Consider the following 26,262-nt stretch of genomic DNA (forward strand, 5'->3'; position numbering starts at 1 on the left):
AAGGGAGGCAACGCGACGGGAACGGACAGGCCATGCTGGGGCTGTATGCGCTATTTGCTGATTGTGCTTCTGGGCTGCTTGCCCCTGTTTGCCGGGGCGGTCGAATTCGACGCCAGCACCGGGCGGCTGCCACTGGGCAGGTTCATGCAGGTCTACGAGGACCACGACGGCAGCGCCAGTATCGGCCAGGTCAGCGCGCCGGCGTTTGCCAGCCGTTTCCAGGCGCACCCGCAGGAGGTGCTCAATGCCGGCTACTCGACCTCGGTGTTCTGGTTGCGGATCGACCTGAACTACGCCGCCCCCCCTTCCGCCGCGCCGCGCCAATGGTTGCTGGAGCTGGCCTACCCGCCGCTGGACCACCTCGAACTCTACCTGCCGGACGCCCAAGGGGTATTTCGCCTGGCCCAGCGTACCGGCGACGCGCTGCCCTATGCCAGCCGGCAGATTCGCCAGAACAACTACCTGTTCGAGCTGCCGCTGAAACCCGGGCAGGCGACCACCGCCTACCTGCGCCTGCACAGCCAGGGTTCGATCCAGGCGCCGCTGACGCTGTGGTCGACCCAGGCCTACCTCGAAGACCAGCCCACCCGCCTGTATGTGCTGGGCATGATCTATGGCGTGCTGCTGGTGATGCTGGTCTACAACCTGTTCATCTACCTCAGCGTGCGCGATGTCAGTTACCTCTACTACATCCTCTACATCGCCTCGTTCGGCTTGTACCAGGTGTCGGTCAACGGCGCCGGTATCGCCTACTTCTGGCCCGACAGCCCGTGGTGGGCGAATGCCGCGACGCCCTTGTTCATTGGCGCCGCCGGCCTGTTCGGCTGCCAGTTCGCCCGCCATTTCCTGCAACTGGGCCGGCTCAGCCGAGGTTTCGACCGCCTGTTGATGGCGCTGATGGCGGGTGGTGCGCTGGTCATGGTGCTGGCGGTGACCCTGCGCTACGGCATCGCGCTGCGCATGGCCACGGTGCTGGCGCTGTTGTTCACCGTGAGTATTTTCAGCGCGGGCCTGTATGCCTGGTGGCAGGGGCTGAGGGTGGCGCGCTGGTTCATCATCGCCTGGACCGCCTTCCTGCTGGGCGGGCTGGTCAACACCCTGATGGTGCTGGGCTACCTGCCCAACGTGTTCCTCACCATGTACGCCAGCCAGCTGGGTTCGGCGCTGGAAGTGGCGTTGCTGTCACTGGCCCTGGCCGACCGCATCAACAGCCTGCGCGAGCAACAGGCCCAGGCCCTGCGCGAGACCGGGCGCACCCTTGAGCAACTGAACCAGCAACTGGCCCACAGCAATCGCTTGAAGGACGAGTTCCTCGCCACCGTTACCCACGAGCTGCGTACCCCGATGAACGGTGTGATCGGCTCGTTGGAACTGCTGCACACCTTGCCCATGAGCGCCGAGCAGGCCCAGTACCACCGCACGGCCGCCGGCTCCGCCCAGGACATGATGGCCATGGTCGACGACATCCTCATCCTTACCGAGCTGCAGGCCGGCCGCCTGCGCAACCACGGTGTGCCGTTCAGCCTGCGCCGCCTGCTGCAGGAGCTGCGTGCCGGTTACGCCGGGCAGGCATTGGCCAAGGGGCTGTACCTGACCCTGGATATCCCCGCCGACGTGCCCGACAGCCTGGTGGGCGATGCGCAGAAGCTCGCCCGCTGCCTGGCCTGCCTGGTGGACAACGGCCTCAAGTTCACCCATCAGGGCGGCGTGACCGTGCAGGTGCGTGGCCGGCGAATCGGGCCCGACCGGCTGGCGCTGAGCCTGACCGTCAGCGACAGCGGCATCGGTTTCGAAGACCTCGACCAGGCTGTGCTGTACCAGCGCTTCTTCCAGGTCGATGGCTCGATGACCCGCCGCTACGGTGGCCTGGGCATCGGCCTGTCGATCTGCCGCCAGCTGGGCGAGTTGGTGGGCGCGCAGCTGGCGCACGAGTCTACCCTGGGGCTGGGCAGCCGCTTCGAGCTGAGCCTGACCCTGGCCGTGGCGCAGGTGCAGGTGACCTCCAGCCGGGCGACGACAGGGCGCAGGCGCTATTGATGTGGGGTGACCATTGATCTGCTCATCGGCAGTTTTGTCACTTTGACTGTGCGGGCTGCGGTGCTTCACTGGGTTTTTCAGGCATGAGCGGATCCAGGAGGCCCCCCGATGAACCTGCACCAGTTCGCCGAAACCCACGAAGTCACCAACCAGCCGCCGCCCCTCGACGGCGCCAATCTGTACCGCCTCGACCAGCCCCTGCAGGAGTGGTCGCGGCGCTTCGGTGCCGGCTGGGCCGAGTCGCGGATCGACGCCTACGGGGCGCTGGCCGGTGGCCCGCTGATGGCCGCCGGATTTCTTGCCAACGCGCACAAACCCGAGTTCAGCAGCCATGATCGGTACGGCCACCGGGTGGACCTGGTGGAGTTCCATCCCGCCTACCACGAGCTGATGCGCACCGCGGTCGAGCACGGCCTGCCCTCGCTGCCCTGGGCTGAGCCGCGCGCGGGCGCCCATGTGGCGCGGGCCTCCATGACCTACCTGCACAGCCAGGCCGAAGCCGGCACCGGCTGCCCGCTGACCATGACCTTCGCCGCCGTGCCGGCGCTGCGCCTGCAACCAGAGCTGGCCAGCTACTGGCTGCCGAAGATCCTCGCCCGCGAGTACGACCCGCGCAATGTTGGCGACCGGCACAAGGCCGGGGTGACCATCGGCATGGCCATGACCGAGAAGCAGGGCGGCACCGATGTGCGAGCCAACACGACCCGCGCCTACCCTGTTGGCCAGCCTGGCCCGGGCCAGGCCTATGAGCTGGTGGGGCACAAGTGGTTCTGCTCGGCGCCCATGTGCGACGCCTTTCTTACCCTGGCCCAGACCGACAAGGGCCTGAGCTGCTTCCTGCTGCCGCGCCACCGCCCGGACGACCAGCGCAACCAGTTCTATATCCAGCGCCTGAAGAACAAGCTCGGCAACTGCTCCAATGCCTCCAGCGAAGTGGAGTTCCGTGGCGCCCTGGCCTGGATGATCGGCGAGGAGGGCCGGGGTGTGCCGACCATCATCGAGATGGTGGCCATGACCCGCTTCGATTGCATGGTTGGTTCCAGCGCGCTGATGCGCCAGGCGCTGACCCAGGCCGCCCACCACTGCGCCCACCGCAAGGTCGGCGGGCGGGTGCTGAGCGAGCAGCCGCTGATGCAGAACGTGCTCGCCGACCTGGCCCTGGAGAGCGAAGCGGCGCTGGCCCTGAGCCTGCGCATGGGCCAGGCCCTGGAGCAGCTCGACGACCCGCAGCAGGCGCATTTCGCCCGCCTGGTGACGGCAGTGGGCAAGTACTGGATCTGCAAGCGTGCGCCGGGGATGATCAACGAGGCCGCCGAGTGCCTGGGCGGCGCCGGTTATGTCGAGGACAGCATCCTGCCGCGGTTGTACCGCGAGGCGCCGGTCAACTCGACCTGGGAGGGGTCCGGCAACGTACAGTGCCTGGACGTGCTGCGGGCGCTGTCGAAGGAGCCGGGTGTGCTGGATGCGCTGTTCATCGAGCTGGGCGATGGGCATGGCGATCCGCGCCTGGCGGCGTTCATCGGCAACCTCAAAGGGGCATTTGCCGATACCGGTGACATTCAGTACCGGGCGCGCCAACTGACCGAAGACATTGCCGTGGCGTTGCAGGCCAGGCTGCTGCTCGAAGCGGGGAACGCGACGGTCAGCGATGCCTTCATCGCCAGCCGCCTGGGTGGCGGTGGGCGGGTGTATGGCGCATTGCCGCGCGGGGTGGATGCGCAGGCGCTGGTGGCGCGGGCGACGCCGGTCTGGGCCGTGTAGGAGCGGCCTTGTGCCGCGAAAGGGCCGCAACGCGGCCCCAGGATATCTGCCCGGTGAAAGAATGCTGGGGCTGCTTTGCAGCCCTTTCGCGGCACAAGGCTGCTCCTGCAAGGGATTGCGCAGCAGCGACACGCGGGGATGTATTTGCCACTGAACGCAGGCAAGATGCTGAACATGCATGTCAGAAGACAGGAAGCCCAGCGTGAGCCAAGCGTTTGAAGTCGTTGATACCCCCGAACAGGCCGTCGACCGTCTGGCGGCCCTCCACGAACAAGCCACTGGCGCCCTGAGCCAGGCCCTCAAGCGCTACCTCAAGGACCGCACCGAGCCGGGCCAGGACGAGCGTGCGCTGTTCCGCTACCCGGCCTTGCGCCTGACTTACTTCAGCCAGGGTGAAGTCGCCGCCACCACCCGCGCCTATGCCAAGGTCCAGGTGGCCGGCACCTACAGTGTCACCGTCACCCAGCCCGCCGCGTTCCGTGGTTACCTGCTGGAGCAATTGCGGCCATTGATGCACGACTACACCGTGACCGTGGAAGTCGGTGTCAGCGAACAGAACATCCCGTACCCCTATGTGGTCGACCAGGGCGATGAACTGGCCGGCAGCGGCATCACCGCCGCGCAGCTGGCACGGGTGTTCCCCAGCACCGACCTGTCGGCGGCCACCGACAACATCGCCGACGGCCTGTACGACTGGGAAAGCGCCGAGACGCTGCCACTGGCGCTGTTCGACGCCGCCCGTGTCGACTTCTCGCTGCGCCGCCTGGTGCACTACACCGGCAGCGACTGGCGGCACATGCAGCCGTGGATCCTGCTGACCAACTACCACCGCTACGTCGACCAGTTCATCAGCCATGGCCTCGAGCAGTTGCGCCAGGACCCACGCTTCGTGCGCATGGTCCTGCCGGGCAACGTGATCATCGAAAAAGGCATGGACAACGGCGAAGCCCAGGCCCTGGTGGCCAGCGTGGTCTGGCACCGCTACCAGATGCCGGCCTACCACCTGATCGCCGCCGATGGCGATGGCGTCACCCTGGTCAATATCGGTGTCGGCCCGTCCAACGCCAAGAACATCACCGACCACCTGGCCGTGCTGCGCCCGCATTGCTGGCTGATGATCGGCCACTGTGGCGGCCTGCGTCAGTCGCAGACCATCGGCGACTACGTGCTGGCCCACGCCTACATGCGCCGTGACGGCATCCTCGACCGCGTGGTGCCGCCGAACATCCCGATCCCGGCCCTGGCCGAAGTGCAGCTGGCGCTGCAGGAAGCGGCGGCGCAGGTGACCGGCGAGCGTGGCGAGGAGCTCAAGAAGCGCCTGCGCACCGGCACCGTGCTCACCTATGACGACCGCAACTGGGAGCTGCGCTGGGCCCAGGAGCGTCCGCTGATCAACCTGTCGCGCGCCGTGGCGGTGGACATGGAAAGCGGCACTATCGCAGCCCAGGGCTACCGGCTGCGGGTGCCGTACGGCACCTTGCTGTGCGTATCCGACAAACCGCTGCACAGCGAGATCAAGCTGCCCGGGTCGGCCAACGCCTTCTACAACCGTGCGGTCAGTCAGCACCTGAAGATCGGTATCGCTGCCCTCGACCTGCTGCGTACCGAGCTCAACTCGCTGCACTCGCGTAAACTGCGCAGCTTCGATGAGCCGCCGTTCCGCTGAGGATCCATGCCCCTGCCACCCCGCAATACCCCGCGCCGCCCGGCGGCGCGGCCTTCCGGCCCACGTCGCCAGGCCAAGGCGCCGCCGGCCGAGCCACGCCTGATCCTGTTCAACAAGCCGTTCGACGTGCTCACCCAGTTCAGCGACGGTGAAGGGCGCGCCACGCTCAAGGACTTCATCGACATCCCCGGCATCTACCCGGCCGGGCGCCTGGACCGCGACAGCGAAGGCCTGCTGCTGCTGACCAACGACGGGCGCCTACAGGCACGTATCGCCGACCCCAAGCACAAGCTGGCCAAGACCTACTGGGTGCAGGTGGAGGGCGAGCCCAGCGCGGAGCAGTTGCAGCGCCTGCGCGACGGCGTCGAGCTCAACGACGGCCCGACCTTGCCGGCCGAGGCCCGCTTGCTCGAAGAGCCCGCGCTGTGGCCACGCAACCCACCGGTGCGTTTTCGCAAGAGTGTGCCGACGGCCTGGCTGGAGCTGGTGATTCGTGAAGGGCGCAACCGCCAGGTGCGGCGCATGACGGCGGCGGTGGGTTTGCCGACGTTGCGCCTGGTGCGGGTGAGGATTGGCGACTGGACGATCGAGGGGCTGGAGCAGGGGACGTGGCGGGAAGTGCAACCCAAGCTCTGAGGCTATCAGCTGCACCTGTAGGAGCGGGCTTGCCCGCGAACACGGGCGAAGCCCGTGCCACCGATCGGTGGTGCCTGCTTCGCGGGCAAGCCCGCTCCCACATGATCTTCGTCTCCCAAGCGTGTGGCGGTGTGCTTAAACCCCTTCCAGAAACCCCACCACCACGCTCTTGATGATGAACGCCAGCACGCCCAGGCCCAGCACGAAGAACAGGATCAGCGTGCCAAAGCGGCCGGCCTTGGACTTTTTCGCCAGGTCCCAGACGATGAAGCCCATGAAGGCGATCAGCACGGTCACCAGGACGATCATCATCCACTCTTCGAATACGGCGGGATCCATCGGTCAACTCCAGGCAGGATAAGCGCCCGATCATACGCCGGGCGCGCAAGGTTTCAACGCAGGTGGGTCAATGGCAGCTCAGTGCTGGCCAGCACCTGGTTGAGCACGAAGCTCGAACGCACGCTGGTCACGCCTTCGATGCGGGTGAGGCTGCCGAGCAGCAGCTTCTGGTAGTGGTCCATGTCGGGTACCACCACCTTGAGCTGATAGTCGGCGTCCATCCCGGTGACCAGGCTGCACTCCAGCACCTGCGGCAGGTTGCGGATCGCCGCCTCGAAGGTTTCGAAGCGCTCGGGGGTGTGGCGGTCCATGCCGATCAGCACATAGGCGGTCAGGCTCAGGCCGAGCTTCTTGCGGTCCAGCAGCGCCACCTGGCGCGAGATGTAGCCGTCGTCTTCGAGCTGCTTGACCCGCCGTGAGCAAGGCGAGGGCGACAGGCCGATGCGCTCGGCCAGTTCCTGGTTGGAGATGCGCGCGTCACGCTGCAATTCGGCAAGGATGCTCAGGTCATAGCGGTCGAGCTTGCTCATGAATAGGGCCTTTTCTGTTCGGATTGCTGCGAATTATCGATCCTGAGTGAAAAATTGCGCAAGCGGTATTTATCAGAGCAATCTTCGCAATCCTCTGCCCCCTCGGCTCGCCTATCTTTATCACCAGAATCACTGCCCGGACATCAGTCCACGGCGAGGCGCCCCAGACGGGGCCTCGCGGCCAGCCCTCCAACCGGATCGGCACGGCCCCCGGGCTACGCACTGCCCAGAAGGCGGCGCGAGGTGAGCCGGTGCCACAAGTGCCGAGCACGGACGACAATTCCCGAAGGGAGGCCGCAAGGCCTCCCTTTTTTATTGCGCCTGCACTTGCGCCAGCGCCGCCCGTGGCTGCCTGCTTGCGGCCATGGAGCTCAGCAGTACCAGCAACCCGCCGGCCAAGGCGATGAAGAAGCCCTGGCTGGGTGTTGCCGCATCCACTAGTTGGCCCGCCGCTGCGGCGCCGAGTGCCACGCCGACGTTCAGCCCGGCCAGCAACCAGGTCAGGCCTTCGGTCAACTGCTGTTCGGCGACACAGCGCTCCACCAGGGTCATGGCGATGATCATGGTCGGGGCGAAGAACACCCCGGCCAGCAACACCGCCCCGGCCAGCCCAGCGAGGGAGTCGACCATCAGCAAGGGCAGGGTGGCCAGCGCCGTCGCCAGCGCGCCCACCAGCAGCTGGTGCGGCAGTGGCAACGGCCAGCGCACGGCGCCGAACAGCAGGCCGGCCGCGCAGGAGCCGATGGCGTAGGCCGACAGCACCAGGCTGGCGGCGAACGGTTGCCCGCGTTCACTGGCGAACGCCACGCTGACGATGTCCACCGTGCCGACGATCACGCCCATCGCCACCATCAGCAAGGTCAGCCGGCGCAGGCTCGGCTGGCGCCACAGCGGCCGGTTGCGCGAGCGCACCTGATCGGCAGCGGCCACCGGCGGCTCGCTGGCCGTCTGCAGCACCAACGCCAGCGTGCCAAGTGCCAGCAGCGTGGCGGCGCCGAGCAGGCCGGCTGCCGGCCACAGGGCCACCCCGAGCCCGATCGCCAGGGGCGGGCCGGCGATGAAACTGGCCTCGTCGAACACCGTCTCCAGCGAGTAGGCGCTCTGCAACAGCGGCTGGCCGCGGTACAGGTGGGCCCAGCGAGCCCGGGCCATGGCCGACATGCTGGGCATGCAGCCACTGAGCAGCGCCGCTGCGAACAGCAGCCAATCGGCACTGCGCAACCACGCCGCGGCGGCCAGCAACAGCAGGCCGGCCACGCTGAGCAGGCTGGCCAACGGCAGTACACGGCGTTGCCCCAGGCGGTCGACCAGGCGTGACACCTGCGGCGAGAGCAACGCGTAAGTCAGCACGAAGGTGGCCGAGACCGCCCCGGCCAGTGCATAGCTGCCGCGTGTGTGGGACAGCAGGGTGATCATGCCGATCCCGGTCATCGGCAGCGGCAAGCGCGCCAGCAACCCCGCCAGGGCAAAGCTTCGCGTGCCGGGTAAGGCAAATAGTTGGGTGTAGGGATTAGGCATCCTGGTTCCTCCTTGAGCCGCGCCCTTGCCTGGGGCAGAACGGCAGAATAAATACATACAGCACGTATGATTAAATAATCATACGATGTGAATGTAAATATTCATACGCAGTGTATGTAAGGGGGAGTGATGGTTCGCCGTACCCGCGCCGAAATGGAAGAAACCCGCGCCGCGTTGCTGGCCACGGCCCGCCAGGTGATCAGTGAGCTGGGTTATGTGCACGCCTCGATGGACGACCTGACGGCCCGTGCCGGCCTGACCCGTGGCGCGCTCTATCACCACTTCGGTGACAAGCAGGGCCTTCTGGCGGCGGTGGTGGCGCAGATCGACGCCGAGATGGACGCCCGTCTGCAGGCCATTTCAGACGCAGCCAGCGACCCGTGGGAGGGCTTGCGCCAGCGCTGCCAGGCCTACCTGCGCATGGCCCGCGAGCCGCACATCCAGCGTATCGTCCTGCGCGACGCCCGGGCGGTGCTGGGCGGGGCCTCGCCCGAGGCGCAACAACACTGTGTCGCTTCGCTGCAGCAGTTACTCGCCGGGTTGATCCAGCAGCAGGTGGTGGCTGAGGCCGACCCTTGGGCGTTGGCGGCGATGGTCCACGGCAGCCTGACCGAGGCGGCGTTCTGGGTCGCTCAGGGCGAGGAGGGCGACGCTCGGCTGGCCCAGGCACTGACGGCGCTGGAGTTGCTGTTGCGCGGTCTGCTGGCCCGGGCGTGACGTGCTCGCTGTCCGCTATTTCATCAGCCGGCCTTGTGCGGCGCGGTAGACTGCCTGCAGTACAGGCTGGGGTCATTGAGTGAGAGGAACAACATGAGGTCACGCATCTGGCAGTTGGCAGGTGTCGGTTTACTGGGTATCAGCCTGGGCGCCTTGGCCCAAGGGCCGGGAGACGGCTCGCAGGACCCCAATGGCGGGCGCGGCTCGCCGCTCAACTCGCGTGACGAAGTGCGCCAGACCCAGCCGCCGCGCCAAGGGTACTACCAGGACATCCCGCGCCGGCATGACGACAATCGTCACTGGCAGGCTGGTGGCCCCGGGCAGCGCCCTGGCGGCGACTGGTCGGGGCGGCCGGACGGCCATGGTGATGGTTGGGGGCCTGGGCCGCAGTATCACCCCGGGCATACTGTCGATCGCTTCCCGGACCGCTCCTGGCAAGTGCCTTACCGTGGCCAGGATTACTATTACTCCGGTGGCTACTGGTATCGCCCCCACGGCGGTGGCTACGTCGTGGTCAGGCCGCCTTACGGGGTACGGGTCAACTACCTGCCGCCCTATGCGCGCGAGGTGTGGCTGGGCGGAGCGCTGTTCTTCCTGGTGGCCGACACCTATTACCAGTACCAGGCCAGCAGCGCCGAATACGTGGTGGTCAACCCACCCACGGTGGCGCCAGCGCCGCAACCGGCAGGTGGCTACGATGTCATCGCCTACCCCTTGTATGGCCAGGGGCCGGAGCAGCAGGAGCAGGACCGCTATCAATGCCATCGGTGGGCGGTGAGCCAGAGCGGCTTCGACCCGGCAACCGCCAGCTATGCGCCGCCGCCGAACGTGGCAGACAACTATCGACGGGCGCTGGGCGCTTGCTTGAGCGGGCGGGGTTACAGCATCAACTGAGCCGCACTGTGTGGTCCCTGTAGGAGCGGCCTTGCCGGGGCGCCGGACCGGCCGGAAAGGGGCGCGCAGCGGCCCTCGATTTCAGCGTCTATGCAATGATCGCCGGGGCTGCTTTGCAGCCCTTTCGCGGCACAAGGCCGCTCCTACAGGGTCGTGCAGGCCCACGACCATTACACCGGGTCCGCATGCACCATTACATCGGCCCGAGGGTAGCGTTCGCGAATCGCCTGCGACGCCTGTACGCACAACCCATGGGCCTGATGCAGCGGCAGTTCACCCGGTAATTCAAGGTGCAGCTGCACGAACCAGTGGCTCCCCGACACCCGCGTGCGCAGGTCATGCACGCCCTTGACCCCGGGGATCGCCAGCACCGCTTCGAGCATGCGTTCGCCGATGTCTGTCGGCAGTTCCTGGTCCATCAGGATCGCCGTGCTCTCGCGGGCGATCTGCACCGCGCTCCACAGGATGTACAGGGCGATGCCCAGGCCAAACAGCGCATCCAGCTGTGGCCAGCCCAGGCGCGCCAGCAGCAGGGCCAGCAGGATGCTGCCATTGAGCAGCAGGTCGGAGCGGTAGTGCAGTGAGTCGGCGCGCACCGCCGTCGAGCCGGTGATACGAACCACCCTGCGCTGCAACGCCAGCAGCGCCACGGTCAGTACCAGCGACAACAGCATCACTGCGATACCGGCGCCGGTGTCACCCAGCGGCTGCGGCGATTGCAAGCGCTGCACGGCCTGCACCCCGATCAATACCGCACTGACCCCGATGAACAACGCCTGCGCCATGCCGGCCAGGGCCTCGGCCTTGCCGTGGCCAAAACGGTGATCGTCGTCGGCCGGGCGCAACGCGTAGTGCACCGCGAGCAGGTTGAGGAAGGAGGCGACGGCATCCAGCGCCGAGTCGGTGAGCCCGGCCAGCAGGCTCACCGAGCCGCTCAGCCACCAGGCCACGGCCTTGCTCAGCACCAGGATGCTGGCTACCGCCAATGACGCGCGGGTGGCCAGGCGCAGCAGGCGTTGGTGTTCGCTGGTTACGGTCATGCGTCGGGGGTTGTCCTTGCGGGTTTCAGGCTGCCGGTACCAGGCCGAGGGCCGCCAGTTGCTCGACGCTGCCGCGCTGCTGGATCAGCCGCGGGTCGTTCAGCGGCAGGCGCTGGCCCAGTTCGCTTTCGAGGATAGCCTGCAGCTTGATCCTGTCGACCTGGCCGTCGGCATTGATGGCGGGCTTGAGTTTGGCCGGGTCGACCTGCGCGGAGTAGCCGCCGGGGTAGTAGATGGCGCCCGTGGCGAAGTCGACGCCGAAGGCGATCAGGCCGGGGATGATGTAGAACAGCAGGCCGACGGCATCCAGTGCGGCGATCATCGGGTCGATCTTGCCTTCGATCTGGCCGCGGCGGTCAGGGAAGAAAACCGTGCCGCAGGCGGTCAGTTGGGTCAGCAGGGTGGCGATAAGTGCGCCACCGATGACGCGGGAAGGGATGCGCATGTGAATCTCCGGTAAAGGTAACCACGACAAGGGGGCAAGCCATAGGCCTGCGCCTGAAGCTTAAGACCATGATAGGGCAGGCCAGGTTCGCCGTTATACTCGGGCGATTGTTCGAGGACCACCATGATTTCATTACCGATCGATGCCGTACTGCCCGACCTGCGCCTGGCCCTGGGCGAACGCGACGAAGCCGTGCTCGAGGCACCACCCGGCGCCGGCAAGACCACCCGCGTGCCGTTGGCCCTGCTCGACGAGCCCTGGCTGGCCGGGCAGACCATCCTCATGCTCGAACCCCGCCGCCTGGCCGCCCGCGCCGCCGCCGAGCGGCTGGCCAGCGAGCTGGGCGAGAAGGTCGGGGAAACGGTGGGCTATCGCATTCGCCTGGACAGCAAGGTCGGCCCCAACACCCGCATCGAAGTGGTCACCGAAGGCATCCTCACCCGCCGCCTGCAGAGCGACCCGGCGCTGGACGGCGTGGGGCTGCTTATCTTCGACGAATTCCACGAGCGCAGCCTCGACGCCGACCTGGCCCTGGCGCTGAGCCTCAATGGCCGGGTGCTGCTGCGTGACGAGCTGCCGCTGAAGATCCTGCTGATGTCGGCCACCCTGGAGGGCGAGCGCCTGTCGCGGCTGCTCGACGACGCCCCGGTGGTCAGCAGCCAGGGACGCATGCACCCGGTGGACATCCGCTGGGGCCGGCCCTTCCAGCCTGGCGAGTTCGTCGAGCCACGGGTGGTCGATTGCGTGCTGCAGGCGCTGGCCGATGAGAGCGGCAGCCTGCTGGTGTTCCTCCCCGGGCAGGCTGAGATCCGCCGGGTCCATCAGGCCTTGCAGGAGGCCTTGGGCGAGCGCCCCGGCATCCTGCTCTGCCCGTTGCACGGCGAGCTCGACCTCAATGCCCAGCGCGCCGCCATCGAGCCGGCGCCCAAGGGCCAGCGCAAGGTGGTGCTGGCCACCAACATCGCCGAGACCAGCCTGACCATCGACGGCGTGCGTGTGGTGATCGACGCAGGCCTTGCTCGGGTGCCGCGTTTCGACCCCGGCAGCGGCATGACCCGCCTCGACACCCAGCGCATCTCCCGCGCCAGTGCCACCCAGCGTGCCGGCCGTGCCGGGCGCCTGGAGCCGGGTGTGTGTTATCGCCTGTGGTCCGAGGCGCAGCATGACCAACTGGCGGCTCATGGCAGCGCCGAGATCCTCCAGGCCGACCTGGCCGGGCTGGCCCTGCAACTGGCGCGCTGGGGCGTACCGCCCGAACAGCTGAGCTGGCTCGACCAGCCGCCTACTGCCGCCTTCGCCCAGGCCCAGGACCTGCTGGCGCGGCTCGGCGCCTTCAAGCCCGGCCACCGCGAACAGTTGAGCGTCCACGGCCAGGCCATGGCCGAGCTGCCGGCCCACCCACGCATCGCCCACCTGCTGCTGCGTGGCCAGGACCTCGGGCTGGCCGACATGGCCTGCGACGTCGGGGCCTTGCTGGGCGAGCGTGACATCCTGCGCGGTGGCGGTGCCGACCTGCACTCGCGGTTGAGCGTGCTCAGTGGCGAAAGCAAAGCCTCGCGTGGCGGCCAGGGCGGGGTGCAACGTGCCCGGCAACTGGCCCGGCAGTACCGTGGGCAATTGCGTGGCAAACCCCGCAGCCCTGTCGCAGACCCCGAGCACCCGCGCTGGCTCGGCGCCTTGCTGGCGCTGGCCTACCCCGACCGCGTCGCCCAGCAGCGTCGCGAAGGCGGCGCCGAATACCGCCTGGCCAACGGCCGTGCGGCGCTGTTCGGCGAAGCCGATGCGTTGATGAAATGCCCGTGGCTGGTGATCGCCGACCTGGGCAGCCGCCAGGGCCAGCGCGAGGAACGCATCTACCTGGCCGCCGAATTCGAGCGGGCACTGTTCGATGATGTCCTCGCCGAGCAGGTCGAGCAGCTCGACCTGCTCGACTGGGATGAGCGCGAGCAGGTGCTGCGCGCCGAACGCCAGCGCAAGGTCGGCGAGCTGGTCCTCAGCCGCGAGCCACTACCGGGACTGGACGATGATGCCCGCGCCAGGGCCCTGCTCGGCCTGGTGCGGCGCAAAGGCCTGAACCTGCTGACCTGGACCCCCGAACTGCGCCAGTGGCAAGCCCGGGTTGCGCTGCTGCGCCAGCTGGACCTGGAAAAAGACGGCCAGAGCGAGTGGCCCGACCTGGGCGACGAAGCGCTGCTGGCCAGCCTGGAAGACTGGTTGCAACCCTACCTGGGCAAGGTCTCGCGGCTGAGCCATTTCGCCGCGCTGGACCTGCCGTCGATGCTGCGCAACCTGCTGCCCTGGCCGTTGCCCCAGCGCCTGGACGAACTGGCCCCGGCGCACCTGAACGTGCCTTCGGGTTCGAACATCCGGCTGGACTACAGCGAGCAGCCGCCGATTCTTGCCGTGCGCTTGCAGGAGTTGTTCGGCCTGGCCGACACCCCGCGCATCGCCGGTGGGCGCCTTCAGGTCAAGCTGCACCTGCTGTCACCGGCACGCCGGCCGGTGCAGGTGACTCAGGACCTGGCCAACTTCTGGCGCACCACCTATGCCGAGGTGAAGAAGGACCTGAAAGGGCGCTACCCCAAACACTACTGGCCGGACGACCCGCTGGTGGCCGAGGCTACCGCTCGGGCCAAGCCAAGAGGGACATGATCGGCTCATGGCCGGTCACCGCTGCCACCTTGCTTCAGGCAGGTCATCGCGAAGCTTGACGGTGTTCTTCAACTCACCCACTGAGTACCTTCAAGCTGCCCTTGCACCACTACTTTCCTGACCAAGAATTTGCAGGGCAAGGGCTTCTGGCTGTTCAGGTAGAGCAGCTTGTGGCCTTTCACCTCGGTGGACTCACTCGTGACACCCACGCGATTGCCCTCGCTATCGCGCAGGTAGCAGATCATTTCGCTGCCCGTCCAATCCAGCAGTTCGAGTTTCCAGGGCGCGGTGCGGGTGTGATAGTCGTACAGCCCAAGGTATCCGTTGGTGCTTACCCCCATGCGCTTGAACAGGCGGTCATGGGCCCTGGCGCGAATGTTGAAAAGCAGGCGGTCGGCAGTTTTCGACAGGAACTCCATTTCAAAAACAGGCGAATCCGCCAGGTCGCCTGCTTGAAGCCAGTTGCCTTCGGCAAACAGGCCCAGGATTCTGTCTTCGCTGGGCAGGCTGAATCGTAGAGGGATCTTGTTGTTTTCGTGGTACAGATAAATCCGTGCCTGGAATGATTCGAGTGCAGGTGCATTGAGTACGGTATTGACGACTGTATTGTCAGACATGCCAGTTGCTTCCTTTTAGCGGGAAGATGTCTATCGGCGAATGTGCACGGGCAAACCTGTAAGTTGTTCTGCCTAGGGCGTTCAGTTGGCACTCAGGGTAGCCAGGCGGTGCCTTCCCGTTTGCCTGGAAGATCGACTTTCTTTACCAGGAACGTGCTGGGCGTTGAGGCACCGACTTTAAGGTAGTGAAACGTGCAGTTATTCACCGTGGTGTACTCAGTGTCCACACCCACGCGATTACCCAAATGATCACGCAGGTAACACAGCATCTCCGTGCCTGTCCATTCTAGTGGTTGAAGTTTCCACAAGCGGGTATTTGCGCTTGTCTCATACAAGCCAAGGTAGCCGTTTGCGCTTCTGTCCAGCACCCGTAGCTCGTTCCTGTGGTTGTTAGTATGCATTTTTACCCAGAGGCGGCCCTGTGCACTCCCACGGAACTCTATTCCTGAGATCGGCGAGTCACCCTCACCCCCTGCCTGCAACCATCCGCCTTGCGCGAACACCCCCCAGGCCCGATGTTCATTGGGGAGGCTGTAACGGAGTGGTGTTCTGACTTCATCATCGAACAGATAGATTCGAGCCTGGAAGTAGCCGGTGGGAGGAGAATCTAGAACAGCTTGGATTATTTCGTTATTAGTCATGTCGCTCGCGTCCTAATGGGTAGTTTTGTTCCGTCGGGGCACGCCTTTACAGTGGCTGGAAATCGTTGAGAGCGACAGCATGAAAGGGTTCCAACTGTCAGCTGTCTGGCCGATTTTACTCAGCGCAATCAGCGGCTCTGCCAATGGCATCGACGGGAAAAACTTAGGGCTGGCTGCTCTGGGGTTGTATGCATGCAAACTATGAAGTCTCGCGGAAAGTTTCGAATTTTAGTTCTCAGTCCAGGGAATGCCTGTATTGCCAAATCCTGGGCGCCGGTGAGCGCACGCAGCGAACCCTGCTATGGCTCGTCGCGGCGCCTTGGCCGCACACCCAAGCCACTCGCCAAAAGAGAACGTATTGCCGAGACAGGACACTAGTGAGCACGCACGATGAGGTACTCCCGCGGGGTACCGGCTTCAACCGTGAGACCGCTCACTTCGTCGCCGTTACCCGGCAGTGCCTTGACCTGATGGCCCTGGTGGTCGCGTAGCAGGCAACGTACTCGATCCTGCTGCCATTCGAGCGGTTGCAACTTCCAGTAGTTTGCCGTGCCTGTGCCTGGATAGAGGCCGAGGCGACCATTGCTGTCGACATCGAGCTGCCGTGCGCTGTCTCTGGCCAGCGAAATGGTGAAGTGCAGGCGCTCGGGCCCCCGGGAATGAAAGCGGAACAGGAAGGCTTCGGCTGGGTCGTTACCCCCTGTCTGTAGCCAGCCAGTATCACTGCGAACATCCACCCCAAAACTTAAATCGTGGCGTGTGGCTTGCAAGTGGATGGGCGACCAACGCTGGCCTTGCCGCAGGTAGATCTGGCCGATGAAAGAATGGCCATCGGCCCAGGCGTTTGCGGTTCGGGACCTGCTCATGCTGTGTTCTCCTGAATGTGCGTTGCGCCGGTCGAAGTTAGGGCCGGCGTGACGCACATTAGGCAGGAGGTGAAAAGGGGGGGCAGCCTGAGCGGTTTCCTGATGGTGCCCTGGTTCCTTGTTCCCAAGGGACCTGACCAGGGCGTAGTTGGTGGCGATTGTGCTTGCCGGTTCGCTATCCAATGCGCGAAATGACGAATTCGCGAGGGCTGCCCTCACCTACCTTGAGATAGTAGGGAGGACCGGCCTCCACGCCTACCGCATTACCCAGATGATCACGAATGCGGCAGCGTACCGTTGTATCAGTCCAGGCCAGCGGTTCCAGCTTCCAGTAATCAGTGACCGTCGCGTGTTCGTACAAGCCCAGGTAATCATTGCGGCTTTTGCCGAGCTGGCGTGCGCGGTCAGTGTCCAGTGCCAGCATGAAATGCAGCCTGTTCGGCGTGCCGGAGTGATAGCGAAAATGCAATGCCATGGCCTTACCGTTGCCTTGCGCCATGAGCCAGCCATTGTCGCCAGTGCTCTGTTCGAAGCCGCCGGATAAAGACGGGCCGTAGCGTTTCTTGATGTGGGTGACGGGTACCTTGGCGCCGCCCTGGAGCAAGTAAAGGTTGGCAGTGAAGGCGGACTGGTGGGCCCAGTCTGGGCTGTGCGGGGGCATGCTCATGGAGGGTTCCTCTGCGAAAGTGGCCTGGCAACTGTGTAGTCACAGCGCCGGGCCAGTCTGCGCGCCGGGTGCTCGCACCGGCATCAGGAGCGCTTTCCTTACTGGGCGGCCTCTCCCTCGAGCAGCATGAACAGGCGATACAGCACCACAGTGCTGAACAACTGCAAGAAGCCACTGAGGCTGTCCAGGGCCAGTTGCACGCCTGGCTGCGGCTCGGGGAATACCGTCAGCAGCAGGCCATCGATCAGCCACAGCGGCGCCAGCACCGACAGCATGCACACCATGATGCGCATGAAGTGCCCGGTGGTCATGCGTGCGCTGGTGCGCATCGACTCGACCACCGGCAGCCCGCGCAGCACCAGCAGGTATTCGGCGAACACCAGGTTCACCATGACCCACACGCCCGGGAAGATGAACAGCGCCAGGCCCGCCATGATCAGCAGCGAGCTGATCAGGATCAGCAGCGCCAGCGCCGGCCACAGCTGCACGGCGCGGGCGAACAGGTTGCGCTTGGCGATCTGGTTGCCGTTGCTGCGGGTGTCGAGGTAGAGGATCAGCGCCGCGCTGTACAGCGGGTAGAACAGCAGGCTGACCAACATGCCGTAGGCCGGCGAAGCCTGCTCGCCCAGCTGGCGGTAGAGCAGTTGGGTGCACAGGGCCTCGAGCATCACCAGCGGCAGGCACAGCTGGAGGATGCTCGCCAGGTGGCGGCGGAAGAAGTACAGGGAGTCGCGCAGAACGCTCAGCGGATTCATCGGTCAACATCGCATGGCAGAAAAAGCAGGGCGTAACTTTAGCCCAGACCGCCCGCTTGCTGAAAAAAGTTTCATGGCCTGGGCGATTGAATCAGCCGGGCCTGCCCCCCATCTTTGAGCCTGTCCGATGTCCCGTTCAGCCCATGAGGTCGCTTGATGAACACTGAAGAACAAACCCTGATCGACGGCCTGTTCGGCCGCCTCAAGCAAGCCGAGGACCCCGCCCAGCCGCGCGACGCCCAGGCCCAGGCGTGCATCGAGCAGCACCTGCGCCAGCAGCCGGCGGCGCCGTACTACATGGCCCAGGCGATCCTGGTACAGGAGGCTGCGATCAAGCGCCTGGACGAGCAGAACAAGCAGCTCGAAGCCGAACTCAAGCAGGCCCGTGCCCAGGTTGAGGCGACCCGTTCCAGCGCGGGTAATGGTGGCGGTGGTTTCCTGTCCAGCATCTTTGGGGCCGGTGCCCGCAGCCCTGCGCCGGAACCACAGCGTTCGGTTGCACCGCCGCCGTCTTCTGCCGGCGGCTGGCGCGAGCCTGCCCCGCAGGCCTACGCCCCCCCTCAACCCCAGCAGGGTTTCGGCGCGGCGCCTGCGCCGGCACGCAGTGGCGCCAGCAGCTTCCTCGGCGGGGCGATGCAGACCGCCGCCGGTGTGGCCGGCGGCGTGCTGTTGGCCCAAGGCATCAGCAGCCTGTTCAATCATCATTCGCAGCCTGAAGAGGTGGTCGAGGTGATCAAGGAAGAACCGGCGCCGGCCAGCGACACCGGCGGCTGGAACGACCAGGGCGGCCAGCAGCAGGTGGCCGACAACGGTGGTTGGGGCAGCGACCAGGGTGGTTTTGCCGATACCGACTACGGCAGTGATGATGGCGGTTTCTTCTCGGACGACGACTACGTCTGAGGGCTCTGGCATACTCGTTGGCACTTTGGGGGGCGCGTTGCGCCCCTTTCGCGACACAAGGCCGCTCCTACAGGTTTACGCGACCCCCTGTAGGAGCGGCCTTGTGCCGCGAAAGGGCTGCGCAGCAGCCCCCTTCACGGATTCAACGAGGTCACCACGCGTGAAGAAAATCGCCCTGTTCGCCGACGTGCAGAACCTCTACTACACGGTTCGCCAGGGCCACGGCTGCCATTTCAATTATTCCGCGCTGTGGGCCGATGTCAGCCGCGAAGGGCAGATCGTCGAGGCGGTGGCCTACGCCATCGACCGCGGCGACAGCAAGCAGCAACAGTTCCAGCAGATCCTGCGCAACCTCGGTTTCGAGGTGCGCCTCAAACCTTACATCCAGCGCGCCGATGGCTCGGCCAAGGGCGACTGGGACGTGGGTATCACCCTCGATGTGATCGAGGCGGCGGCGCGGGTCGATCAGGTGGTACTGGCCTCCGGTGACGGCGATTTCGACTTGTTGCTGGAACGGGCGATGCAGCGCCACGGCGTCGAAACCGTCGTCTATGGCGTGCCAGGGCTGACGGCGTTGTCGGTGATCCGCGCGGCCAGCCGCTACGTACCGATCGAGGGCAAGCTGCTGCTGCGTCACTGAGCTGACGCTTCACGCCTTCCTGCCACTGCCCTCCAGATGCCCCAGCGGCACCCGCCGCTCCACCGCGCTGGACAAAATGATCGAGGTCTTGCTGAAACCCAGCTGCGATACCCGGTTGATCAGCGCCTCCAGCTCCGTCATCGACGCCACCGCCGCCTGCATGATCACGCAAGGGTCCCCGGTCACCCGGTGACACTCGGTCAGCTCGGGGATGCGCGCCAGGGTTTCATAGGCCTGCTGGTTGCCATGGCTGGCCAGGCGCAGCTCCATCACGCACTGGATCGGCAGGCCGATCTTCTCCAGGTCGACCTTGGCCGTGTAGCCACTGATCACCCCGCTGGCCTCGAGCTTGGCGACCCGCTCGGCCACCGCCGGGGCCGACAGGTTGACCTGGCGCGCCAGCTGCGCGTAGGTGGCCCGGCCGTCTTCCAGCAGGGCGGCGAGGAGCATGCGGTCGTATTTGTCCATGGCGATTCCTGATGGCTTTGCAATCGATGGTCAAGGCTGTGCATAACCATGCTTTGCAAAGTGTTTCGGTGATTTAAACGTGTTTTGTAACTTAAGTTTGCCGTTGGCCCTTTCTAAACTAAGCCACCCGTAAACGGATTTCGAGCCCCTTGTCATGACTGCCTCCCGTCGCTTCCCCTTGCTGCTTGTCGGCGCCTTTCTTGCCCTGTACCTGGTCTGGGGCTCGACCTACCTGTTCATCCGCATCGGTGTTGAGTCCTGGCCACCGCTGATGATGGCGGGTGTGCGCTTCGTGATCGCCGGCAGCCTGCTGTATGGCTTCCTGCGCTGGCGCGGGGCGCCGGCACCCACCTGGCCGCAATGGCGTGCGGCCGGGGCAATCGGTTTCCTGCTGCTCAGTTGCGGCAACGGCGGCGTGACCCTGGCCGAGCACGCCGGGGTGGCCTCGGGCGTGGCCGCCCTGGCGGTGGCGACCGTGCCGCTGTTCACCCTGGTGTTCGGCCTGTTGTTCGGCCACCGCAATTCGCGCCTGGAATGGGCGGGCATCGCCCTCGGCCTGGTGGGCATCGGCATGCTCAACATGGGCTCGAACCTGCAGGCCAGCCCCATGGGCGCCGCGCTGATCCTGTTTGCCGCAGCGGCCTGGGCCTTTGGCTCGGTGTGGAGCAAGCAGCTGCCGCTGCCCCAGGGCGCCATGGCCAGCGCCGCGGAAATGCTGGTGGGCGGCGCTGCGCTGCTGATCGGCAGCGGCCTGAGCGGCGAGCGCCTGACCCAGATGCCCACGGCCGCCGGTTGGGGCGCGCTGGCCTACCTGGTGCTGTTCGGCTCGATCCTCGCCTTCAGCGCCTACATGTACCTGCTCAAGCACGTGCGCCCGGCGGCGGCCACCAGCTACGCCTACGTCAACCCGGCGGTGGCGGTGCTGCTGGGGATCGTCTTTGCCGGCGAGCAGATCGGCGCCGAGGAGTGCCTGGCGATGGCGGTGATCATCGGCGCGGTGGTGCTGATCGGCCTGCCGCAGTGGCGCAAGGCGCCCGAACAGCCAGCGCCGTTGAAACAGCAGGCGTGCAAGTAATGCCTGTGGCAGCGGGCCATTTGTTGCCTGTGCTGGGGTAAACTTGCCGCCTTCGCTGAACCCCCTGACGGTATTGCCATGAATTTCGCCCAACTCGGCCTGATCGAACCGCTGCTGCGCACCTTGCAGACGCTGGACTACAGCACTCCCACCCCGGTCCAGGCCAAGGCCATCCCCGCCGTGCTCGCCGGCCGCGACCTGATGGCCGCCGCCCAGACCGGCACCGGCAAGACCGCGGGCTTTGCCCTGCCGGTGCTGCAGCGCCTGGCCCTGGAAGGCGAGAAGGTCGCCAGCAACTCGATCCGCGCGCTGGTGCTGGTACCCACCCGCGAACTGGCCGAGCAGGTCCACGCCAACGTGCGTGAATACGCCGAGAACCTGCCGCTGTCCACCTACGCGGTGTACGGCGGGGTCAGCATCAACCCGCAAATGATGCGCCTGCGCCGTGGCGTCGACCTGCTGGTGGCCACCCCCGGCCGGCTGCTCGACCTGTTCCGCCAGAACGCCATCAAGTTCGGCCAGGTACAGACCCTGGTGCTCGACGAAGCCGACCGCATGCTCGACCTGGGCTTTGCCGAAGAACTGCGGGCGGTGTACGCCGCGCTGCCGCGCAAGCGCCAGACCCTGCTGTTCTCGGCCACCTTCTCCGAGCAGATCCGCCTGCTCGCGGGCCTGGCGCTGAACGACCCGCTGAGCATCGAGGTCAGCCCGCGCAATGCCGCCGCCACCACCGTCAAGCAGTGGCTGGTGCCGGTGGACAAGAAGCGCAAGGCCGACCTGTTCTGCCACCTGCTGCGCAAGCAGCGCTGGAGCCAGGTGCTGGTGTTCGCCAAGACCCGCAACGGCGTGGACCAGCTGGTCGAGCGCCTGCTCGCCGAAGGCGTCAACGCCGATGGCATCCACGGTGATCGCCCCCAGGCCACCCGCCAGCGCGCACTCGACAGCTTCAAGGCCCGTGAGGTCCAGGTGCTGGTGGCCACCGACGTTGCCGCGCGCGGCCTGGACATCGACGACCTGCCGCTGGTGGTCAACCTCGACCTGCCGATCGTGGCCGAAGACTACGTGCACCGCATCGGGCGCACGGGCCGTGCCGGCAACAAGGGTGAGGCGATCTCGCTGGTGTGCGCGGACGAAGTGCAGATGCTCGCGTCGATCGAGACCTTGATTCGCCAGCAGCTGCCACGCCATGAAGAGCCGGATTTCATCCCTGATCACCGGGTGCCGATGATCGATGCCAGTGGCCAGGTGGTGAAGAAACCGAAGAAGCCGAAAAAACCGAAAGAGAACAGCGCCAAGCGCGGGCTGGGGCGTTGGATGGACAGTGATGAGGGCGGGGCGGCGGCGCCGGCGGTCAAGGCCGTGCGCAAGGTGCCGAGCTTCAACGGTGGGGCGCGCAAGCGTAAGCCTTGATATGACTGGGGCCGCTGTGCGGCCCATCGCCGGCAAGCCGGCTCCCACAAAAAGCTGCGTAATACCTGTGGGAGCCGGCTTGCCGGCGAAAGGGCTGCGTAGCAGCCCCGGCATTCACCAGCCCTATCGCGCCAACCAATCCGCCGCCGCATTGCCCGCCCGCAAGCCGCTGGCAAAACACGCCGTCAGCAGATACCCCCCGGTCGGCGCCTCCCAGTCCAGCATCTCGCCGGCGCAGAACACGCCTGGCAACTGGCGCAGCATCAACCCCTCATCCATCGCCTCGAAGCGCACCCCACCAGCACTGCTGATTGCCTCATCCAGCGGCCGCGTGCGCACCAGCGTGATCGGCAGCGCCTTGATCGCCGCCGCCAGGCGCTCGGGGTCGGCAAAGGTCGCCTGGTCGGTCAGCTCGCGCAGTAGCGCCGCCTTGACCCCATCGAGCCCCAACTGGCCGTGCAGGTGCTTGGCCATCGAGCGCGAGCCACGGGGCTTGGCCAGGGCCTGGGCGATCTTGTCCACAGGCCGGTCCGGCAGCAGGTCGAGCAGCAAGGTGCCACGTCCGTCGCGGTTGATCGCTTCGCGTACCGCGGCCGACCAGGCATACACCAGGCTGCCTTCCACACCCTGGGCGGTGAGGATGAACTCACCCTTGCGCGGCGCCGCGCCGGGTACGCTCAGGGCAATGTTCTTCAATGGCGCGCCGGCGAACTTGCTTTGCAACAGCTCGCTCCAGCCCGCCACCTCGAAGCCACAGTTGCTCGCCTGCAGCGGCGAGATATCCACAGCACGCTCGCCCAGCAGTGGCACCCAGGCGCCGTCCGAGCCCAGGCGTGCCCAGCTGCCGCCGCCGAGGGCCAGCACCACGGCGTCGGCCTTGAGCTGCAATTCACCCTGTGGATAAGCGATCCGCAAGGCGCCCTCGGCCGTCCAGCCCAGCCAGCGGTGGCGGGTGTGGATAACTACCCCGGCCTCGCGCAGGCGCTTGAGCCAGGCGCGCAGCAGTGGCGCGGCCTTCATGTCGCGGGGGAACACCCGGCCCGAGGTGCCGATGAAGGTTTCGATACCCAACCGGTGAATCCACTGGCGCAGGGCCTCGGCGTCGAAGCCGCGCAGCAGGCCGTCGACTTCGCCCTGGCGCTCGGCGTAGCGCCCGACGAAGGCGGGGTAGGGCTCGGAATGGGTGATGTTCATGCCGCCAACCCCGGCCAGCAGGAACTTGCGGCCCACCGAAGGCATGGCGTCGAACACCTGCACCGCCACCCCGCGCCGGGCCAGGGCCTCGGCGGCCATCAGGCCGGCGGGGCCGCCACCGATCACGGCGACAAGGGGAGGGGAGGCAGGGCGAGGATCGTTCATGGTCGGCAGCAGGCTGTGGAAAAGAGCGCGCATTCTACCCCAGCCAGGCATCGGCAAGTACTGCTCAAAAAATGATCAGTACTTTGCAGGCCAGGCAGGCAAAGGGCTTGAGGAGCTTTCCCGCAGGTTATCCACAGCCGGTTCCACAGTCATTGTGAACAACCCATGACTGCCCCGAGCAGGGCTGATCAGAAAACGATCAATTCCTTGCAGGCCACGAATGCAAAGGGCTGTAGGCGCTTTCTCGCAGGTTATCCACAGTCGGCTCCACAGTCATTGTGAACAACCCATGACCCGTGCCGCGCTGTGGTGGAGGATGCCGTGGCGCCGTGCCAGGGCTTCGCGGTCCTTGCTGTAGCCACCGCCGATCACCCCGACCACCGGGATATCACGGCCCAGGCACTGGCGCAGCACATGCTCGTCGCGGGCGGCCAGGCCTTGGTCGGTCAGTTGCAGGTAACCCAGGGCATCGTCCTTGTGCACATCGACCCCGGCGTCGTACAGCACCAGGTCGGGCTGGTACAGCGGCAGCAAATAGTTGAGCGCGTCCTCGACCACCTTCAGGTAGGCGTTGTCGTCCATGCCGCGGGGCAGGGGAATGTCCCAGTCGCTCCTGGCCTTGCGCGCGGGGAAGTTCTGCTCGCAGTGCAGCGACACGGTGATTGCTTCGGGGGTGTCGTGCAGGATGCGTGCAGTGCCGTCGCCCTGGTGCACGTCGCAGTCGAAGATCAGCACCCGGTGCACGCGGCCGGCTTCGAGCAGGTAGCGGCTGATCACCGCCAGGTCGTTGAAGATGCAGAACCCGGCCGGGTGGTCGTAGTGGGCATGGTGGGTGCCGCCGGCCAGGTGGCAGGCGATGCCGTGCTGCAGGGCCAGTTCGGCGGTGAGCAGTGAGCCACCCACCGCGCGCACCGTGCGCCGCGCCAGGGCTTCGCTCCAGGGCAGGCCCAGGCGGCGCTGGTCCTCGCGGGACAGCTCGCCGTTCATGTAGCGCTCGATGTAGTCGCGGTCGTGGGCCAGGGCGAGGATGTCGTTGGGGCAGATCTCGGGGCGCAGCAGCGCCTCGTCGGTGGTCAGCCCGCTGGCGACCAGGTGATCGCGCAGCAGGCGGAACTTGTCCATCGGGAAGCGATGGTCCGGCGGGAATTCGGGGCTGTAGTCGTCGTGGTAGATCAGCGGCAGGGGCATGGCGGTTTCATGAGGTGGGCCTGTGCCGATCTTGCCAGTTTTGCGCAGGCCTTGCTGATCCGCTGCCCTGTGTAGGAGCGGCTAAGCCAAGGAGGACGGTGCGTTACTTGCCGGCAGACGCCAACACCCGCTGCCAATCCGGCTCGTTCATGCGCCCGAGAATCCTCGCCTTGCCCTCGCCATTCACCGACACGAACAGCGCACTGGCATACCCGCTTTCACGTTCACCGCCCGCGACGTGTTGCTGGCGGGCGAAGTGGTCGATGCAGCCGTTGTGGGTGACCAGCACCAGGTTGTGACCGCTGCGCTTGCGTGCCAGGGCTTCGTCGGCGAATTGCTTGTCACAGGTTTCCAGCCAGTCCTGGGTGGCAGCATCCTGCCCCAGCAGGAAGTGCGCGGTTTGCCGGGTGCGCAGCTTCGGGCTGCTGAGCACATCGGCCCCGGCCAGGCCGAGCCGCTGCAAGCCCTGGCCCACCCGGCCAGCCGCTTCGCTGCCGGAGACGGTAATGCCGGTGGGGTCGTCCAGGCACGGCCCGGGGGCACTGTCGCAGCGTTCGGCATGGCGGATCATCACCAATACCGCGCCGTCTTTCCATTGCTGCAACAGGCCGCTTTCGCTCAGCTGTTGCTCGTTACCAAGGTCCACGATGTGCGTCCTCGTTGCCAGCCAGGTACCTACGCCGGCCACGGCCATCAACAGGCCGATGGCGGCACTGATCAGCTTGCGCGAGCGTCGGCGCTTGAGGCGAGCCGCAAGGGCAGGGTCGTGCAAGGTCGTGCTGGAAAGCATGCGTCACTCCGATGGCAGTGCGGCGTCGACGTGTGGCCGCTGTAATGGCAGGCATTGTGCTAAGCGCCCTGTCGGAGCCCGGTGAACGGGATGTGAAAAAAACATCCGCTGCCAGCGGCCTGGATGAAACTTCATTCAGCGGCCTACGCTGTACACTGCCAGACCGCGATCCTGGAGCCCCCCGATGCCCCCCATCCTTGAACTGGAAAGCGCCCGCCTGGTGTTGCGCCAATGGCAGGACGACGACCTGCGCGAGTTCGCCGCACTGTGTGCCGACCCCCAGGTGATGCGCTATTTCCCGGCGCCGATGACCCGCGTGGAAGCCGCCGCGCTGATCGGCCGGGTGCGCGGCCATTTCAACGAATTCGGCTTTGGCCTGTGGGCACTGGAGCGCAAGGACAGCGGCGCCTTCATCGGCATGACCGGGCTGCTCAACGTCAATTTCGAGGCCCCGTTCGGCCCGGCGGTGGAGATCGGCTGGCGCCTGGCCCGGCGTCACTGGGGCCTGGGTTTCGCCAGCGAGGCGGCCTGGACCTGCCTGCGCTGTGCTTTCGCCCAATTGCGCCTGGAGGAGGTGGTGTCGTTCACTACCGAGGGCAACCTGCCGTCGCAGAAAGTCATGCAGGCCATCGGCATGCAGCCGGACCTGTC

General features: G+C 66.0%; 26 protein-coding genes. 12 read left to right on the forward strand and 14 right to left on the reverse strand.

All coding sequences use genetic code 11. The features are described from left to right. The first annotated feature begins 45 nt into the window (after positions 1-45). The 4 genes from L6D77_RS24650 to L6D77_RS24665 all read left to right on the forward strand — a co-directional run bounded on the left by L6D77_RS24650 (position 46) and on the right by L6D77_RS24665 (position 6,100). Positions 46-2,037, forward strand: a complete 1,992-nt coding sequence (locus L6D77_RS24650; protein ID WP_232882702.1) for a sensor histidine kinase — start codon at positions 46-48, stop codon at positions 2,035-2,037. 108 nt (positions 2,038-2,145) lie between these two features. Next, positions 2,146-3,798, forward strand: coding sequence for an acyl-CoA dehydrogenase family protein (locus tag L6D77_RS24655; protein WP_232882703.1), 1,653 nt, complete (start codon positions 2,146-2,148; stop codon positions 3,796-3,798). 178 nt (positions 3,799-3,976) lie between these two features. Then, positions 3,977-5,464, forward strand: a complete 1,488-nt coding sequence (amn, locus tag L6D77_RS24660; RefSeq protein WP_167409803.1) for an AMP nucleosidase — start codon at positions 3,977-3,979, stop codon at positions 5,462-5,464. Between the two features lie 6 nt (positions 5,465-5,470). Continuing rightward, a complete protein-coding gene (locus L6D77_RS24665; RefSeq protein WP_232882704.1) occupies positions 5,471-6,100 on the forward strand; it encodes a pseudouridine synthase in 630 nt (209 codons plus the stop codon). 135 nt (positions 6,101-6,235) lie between these two features. Here the strand turns inward: L6D77_RS24665 and L6D77_RS24670 are convergent, their stop codons facing one another. The 3 genes from L6D77_RS24670 to L6D77_RS24680 all read right to left on the reverse strand — a co-directional run bounded on the left by L6D77_RS24670 (position 6,236) and on the right by L6D77_RS24680 (position 8,487). After that, on the reverse strand, positions 6,236-6,439 hold the full coding sequence (locus L6D77_RS24670; RefSeq protein ID WP_011535816.1) for a DUF2788 domain-containing protein: 204 nt from the start codon (positions 6,437-6,439) through the stop codon (positions 6,236-6,238). 53 nt (positions 6,440-6,492) lie between these two features. Next, positions 6,493-6,969, reverse strand: a complete 477-nt coding sequence (locus L6D77_RS24675; RefSeq protein ID WP_003249795.1) for an Lrp/AsnC family transcriptional regulator — start codon at positions 6,967-6,969, stop codon at positions 6,493-6,495. Between the two features lie 312 nt (positions 6,970-7,281). Further along, positions 7,282-8,487 carry an MFS transporter gene (locus L6D77_RS24680; RefSeq protein WP_232882705.1) on the reverse strand — a complete coding sequence of 402 codons (1,206 nt, stop codon included), beginning with the start codon at positions 8,485-8,487 and terminating at the stop codon, positions 7,282-7,284. A 129-nt stretch (positions 8,488-8,616) separates the two neighbouring features. Between L6D77_RS24680 and L6D77_RS24685 the strand changes: the two genes are divergently transcribed. Next, positions 8,617-9,204 carry a TetR/AcrR family transcriptional regulator gene (locus tag L6D77_RS24685; RefSeq protein WP_232882706.1) on the forward strand — a complete coding sequence of 196 codons (588 nt, stop codon included), beginning with the start codon at positions 8,617-8,619 and terminating at the stop codon, positions 9,202-9,204. Positions 9,205-9,297: 93 nt separating this feature from the next. Then, positions 9,298-10,098 (forward strand): DUF6515 family protein, encoded by an 801-nt coding sequence (locus tag L6D77_RS24690; protein ID WP_232882707.1) that lies wholly within the window; start codon positions 9,298-9,300, stop codon positions 10,096-10,098. Positions 10,099-10,268: 170 nt separating this feature from the next. Here the strand turns inward: L6D77_RS24690 and L6D77_RS24695 are convergent, their stop codons facing one another. After that, positions 10,269-11,138 carry a cation diffusion facilitator family transporter gene (locus L6D77_RS24695; protein WP_232882708.1) on the reverse strand — a complete coding sequence of 290 codons (870 nt, stop codon included), beginning with the start codon at positions 11,136-11,138 and terminating at the stop codon, positions 10,269-10,271. A 25-nt stretch (positions 11,139-11,163) separates the two neighbouring features. Continuing rightward, entirely contained in the window at positions 11,164-11,583 is a 420-nt protein-coding gene (locus tag L6D77_RS24700; protein WP_232882709.1) for a polyribonucleotide nucleotidyltransferase, read from the reverse strand. Positions 11,584-11,706: 123 nt separating this feature from the next. Here L6D77_RS24700 and hrpB point away from each other — a divergent pair, with 123 nt between their 5' ends. After that, positions 11,707-14,235: an ATP-dependent helicase HrpB gene (hrpB, locus tag L6D77_RS24705; RefSeq protein WP_232882710.1), complete on the forward strand. Its 2,529-nt coding sequence runs from the start codon at positions 11,707-11,709 to the stop codon at positions 14,233-14,235. Between the two features lie 68 nt (positions 14,236-14,303). On the opposite strand, the gene L6D77_RS24710 is transcribed toward hrpB, so the two are convergent. From L6D77_RS24710 to L6D77_RS24730, 5 genes are all read right to left on the reverse strand, one after another. After that, positions 14,304-14,852, reverse strand: a complete 549-nt coding sequence (locus L6D77_RS24710) for a hypothetical protein (protein ID WP_232882711.1) — start codon at positions 14,850-14,852, stop codon at positions 14,304-14,306. 92 nt (positions 14,853-14,944) lie between these two features. Beyond that, positions 14,945-15,493, reverse strand: coding sequence for a hypothetical protein (locus tag L6D77_RS24715; RefSeq protein ID WP_232882712.1), 549 nt, complete (start codon positions 15,491-15,493; stop codon positions 14,945-14,947). Positions 15,494-15,867: 374 nt separating this feature from the next. Then, positions 15,868-16,359 carry a hypothetical protein gene (locus L6D77_RS24720; protein ID WP_232882713.1) on the reverse strand — a complete coding sequence of 164 codons (492 nt, stop codon included), beginning with the start codon at positions 16,357-16,359 and terminating at the stop codon, positions 15,868-15,870. Positions 16,360-16,534: 175 nt separating this feature from the next. Next, entirely contained in the window at positions 16,535-17,026 is a 492-nt protein-coding gene (locus tag L6D77_RS24725) for a glycosyltransferase family 77 protein (protein WP_232882714.1), read from the reverse strand. Between the two features lie 98 nt (positions 17,027-17,124). Continuing rightward, on the reverse strand, positions 17,125-17,781 hold the full coding sequence (locus L6D77_RS24730) for a YciC family protein (protein WP_232882715.1): 657 nt from the start codon (positions 17,779-17,781) through the stop codon (positions 17,125-17,127). A 156-nt stretch (positions 17,782-17,937) separates the two neighbouring features. On the opposite strand from L6D77_RS24730, the gene L6D77_RS24735 reads away from it, so the two are divergent. Beyond that, complete coding sequence (locus L6D77_RS24735; protein ID WP_232882716.1) at positions 17,938-18,681, forward strand: DUF2076 domain-containing protein; 744 nt, start codon at positions 17,938-17,940, stop codon at positions 18,679-18,681. 160 nt (positions 18,682-18,841) lie between these two features. Continuing rightward, positions 18,842-19,321: an NYN domain-containing protein gene (locus L6D77_RS24740; protein WP_232882717.1), complete on the forward strand. Its 480-nt coding sequence runs from the start codon at positions 18,842-18,844 to the stop codon at positions 19,319-19,321. A 9-nt stretch (positions 19,322-19,330) separates the two neighbouring features. Here L6D77_RS24740 and L6D77_RS24745 read toward each other — a convergent pair whose 3' ends face one another. Beyond that, positions 19,331-19,789 (reverse strand): Lrp/AsnC family transcriptional regulator, encoded by a 459-nt coding sequence (locus tag L6D77_RS24745; RefSeq protein ID WP_232882718.1) that lies wholly within the window; start codon positions 19,787-19,789, stop codon positions 19,331-19,333. Between the two features lie 154 nt (positions 19,790-19,943). On the opposite strand from L6D77_RS24745, the gene yedA reads away from it, so the two are divergent. Both yedA and L6D77_RS24755 read left to right on the forward strand, forming a co-directional pair. Next, positions 19,944-20,864: a drug/metabolite exporter YedA gene (gene yedA, locus L6D77_RS24750; protein WP_232882719.1), complete on the forward strand. Its 921-nt coding sequence runs from the start codon at positions 19,944-19,946 to the stop codon at positions 20,862-20,864. 78 nt (positions 20,865-20,942) lie between these two features. Continuing rightward, positions 20,943-22,274: an RNA helicase RhlE1 gene (locus tag L6D77_RS24755; protein ID WP_232882720.1), complete on the forward strand. Its 1,332-nt coding sequence runs from the start codon at positions 20,943-20,945 to the stop codon at positions 22,272-22,274. A 123-nt stretch (positions 22,275-22,397) separates the two neighbouring features. On the opposite strand, the gene L6D77_RS24760 is transcribed toward L6D77_RS24755, so the two are convergent. The 3 genes from L6D77_RS24760 to pmrG all read right to left on the reverse strand — a co-directional run bounded on the left by L6D77_RS24760 (position 22,398) and on the right by pmrG (position 25,611). Further along, positions 22,398-23,633 (reverse strand): TIGR03862 family flavoprotein, encoded by a 1,236-nt coding sequence (locus L6D77_RS24760; RefSeq protein WP_232882740.1) that lies wholly within the window; start codon positions 23,631-23,633, stop codon positions 22,398-22,400. A gap of 273 nt (positions 23,634-23,906) precedes the next feature. Next, positions 23,907-24,821 carry a histone deacetylase family protein gene (locus tag L6D77_RS24765; protein ID WP_232882721.1) on the reverse strand — a complete coding sequence of 305 codons (915 nt, stop codon included), beginning with the start codon at positions 24,819-24,821 and terminating at the stop codon, positions 23,907-23,909. Between the two features lie 103 nt (positions 24,822-24,924). Next, positions 24,925-25,611 (reverse strand): lipopolysaccharide core heptose(II)-phosphate phosphatase PmrG, encoded by a 687-nt coding sequence (pmrG, locus tag L6D77_RS24770; RefSeq protein ID WP_232882722.1) that lies wholly within the window; start codon positions 25,609-25,611, stop codon positions 24,925-24,927. Between the two features lie 184 nt (positions 25,612-25,795). Between pmrG and L6D77_RS24775 the strand changes: the two genes are divergently transcribed. Then, a partial coding sequence (locus L6D77_RS24775) for a GNAT family N-acetyltransferase (RefSeq protein ID WP_236170187.1) occupies positions 25,796-26,262 on the forward strand: 467 nt, incomplete at its 3' end.

Origin of the sequence: Pseudomonas parasichuanensis, from assembly GCF_021601385.1 — a bacterium.
GTDB lineage: Bacteria > Pseudomonadota > Gammaproteobacteria > Pseudomonadales > Pseudomonadaceae > Aquipseudomonas > Aquipseudomonas parasichuanensis.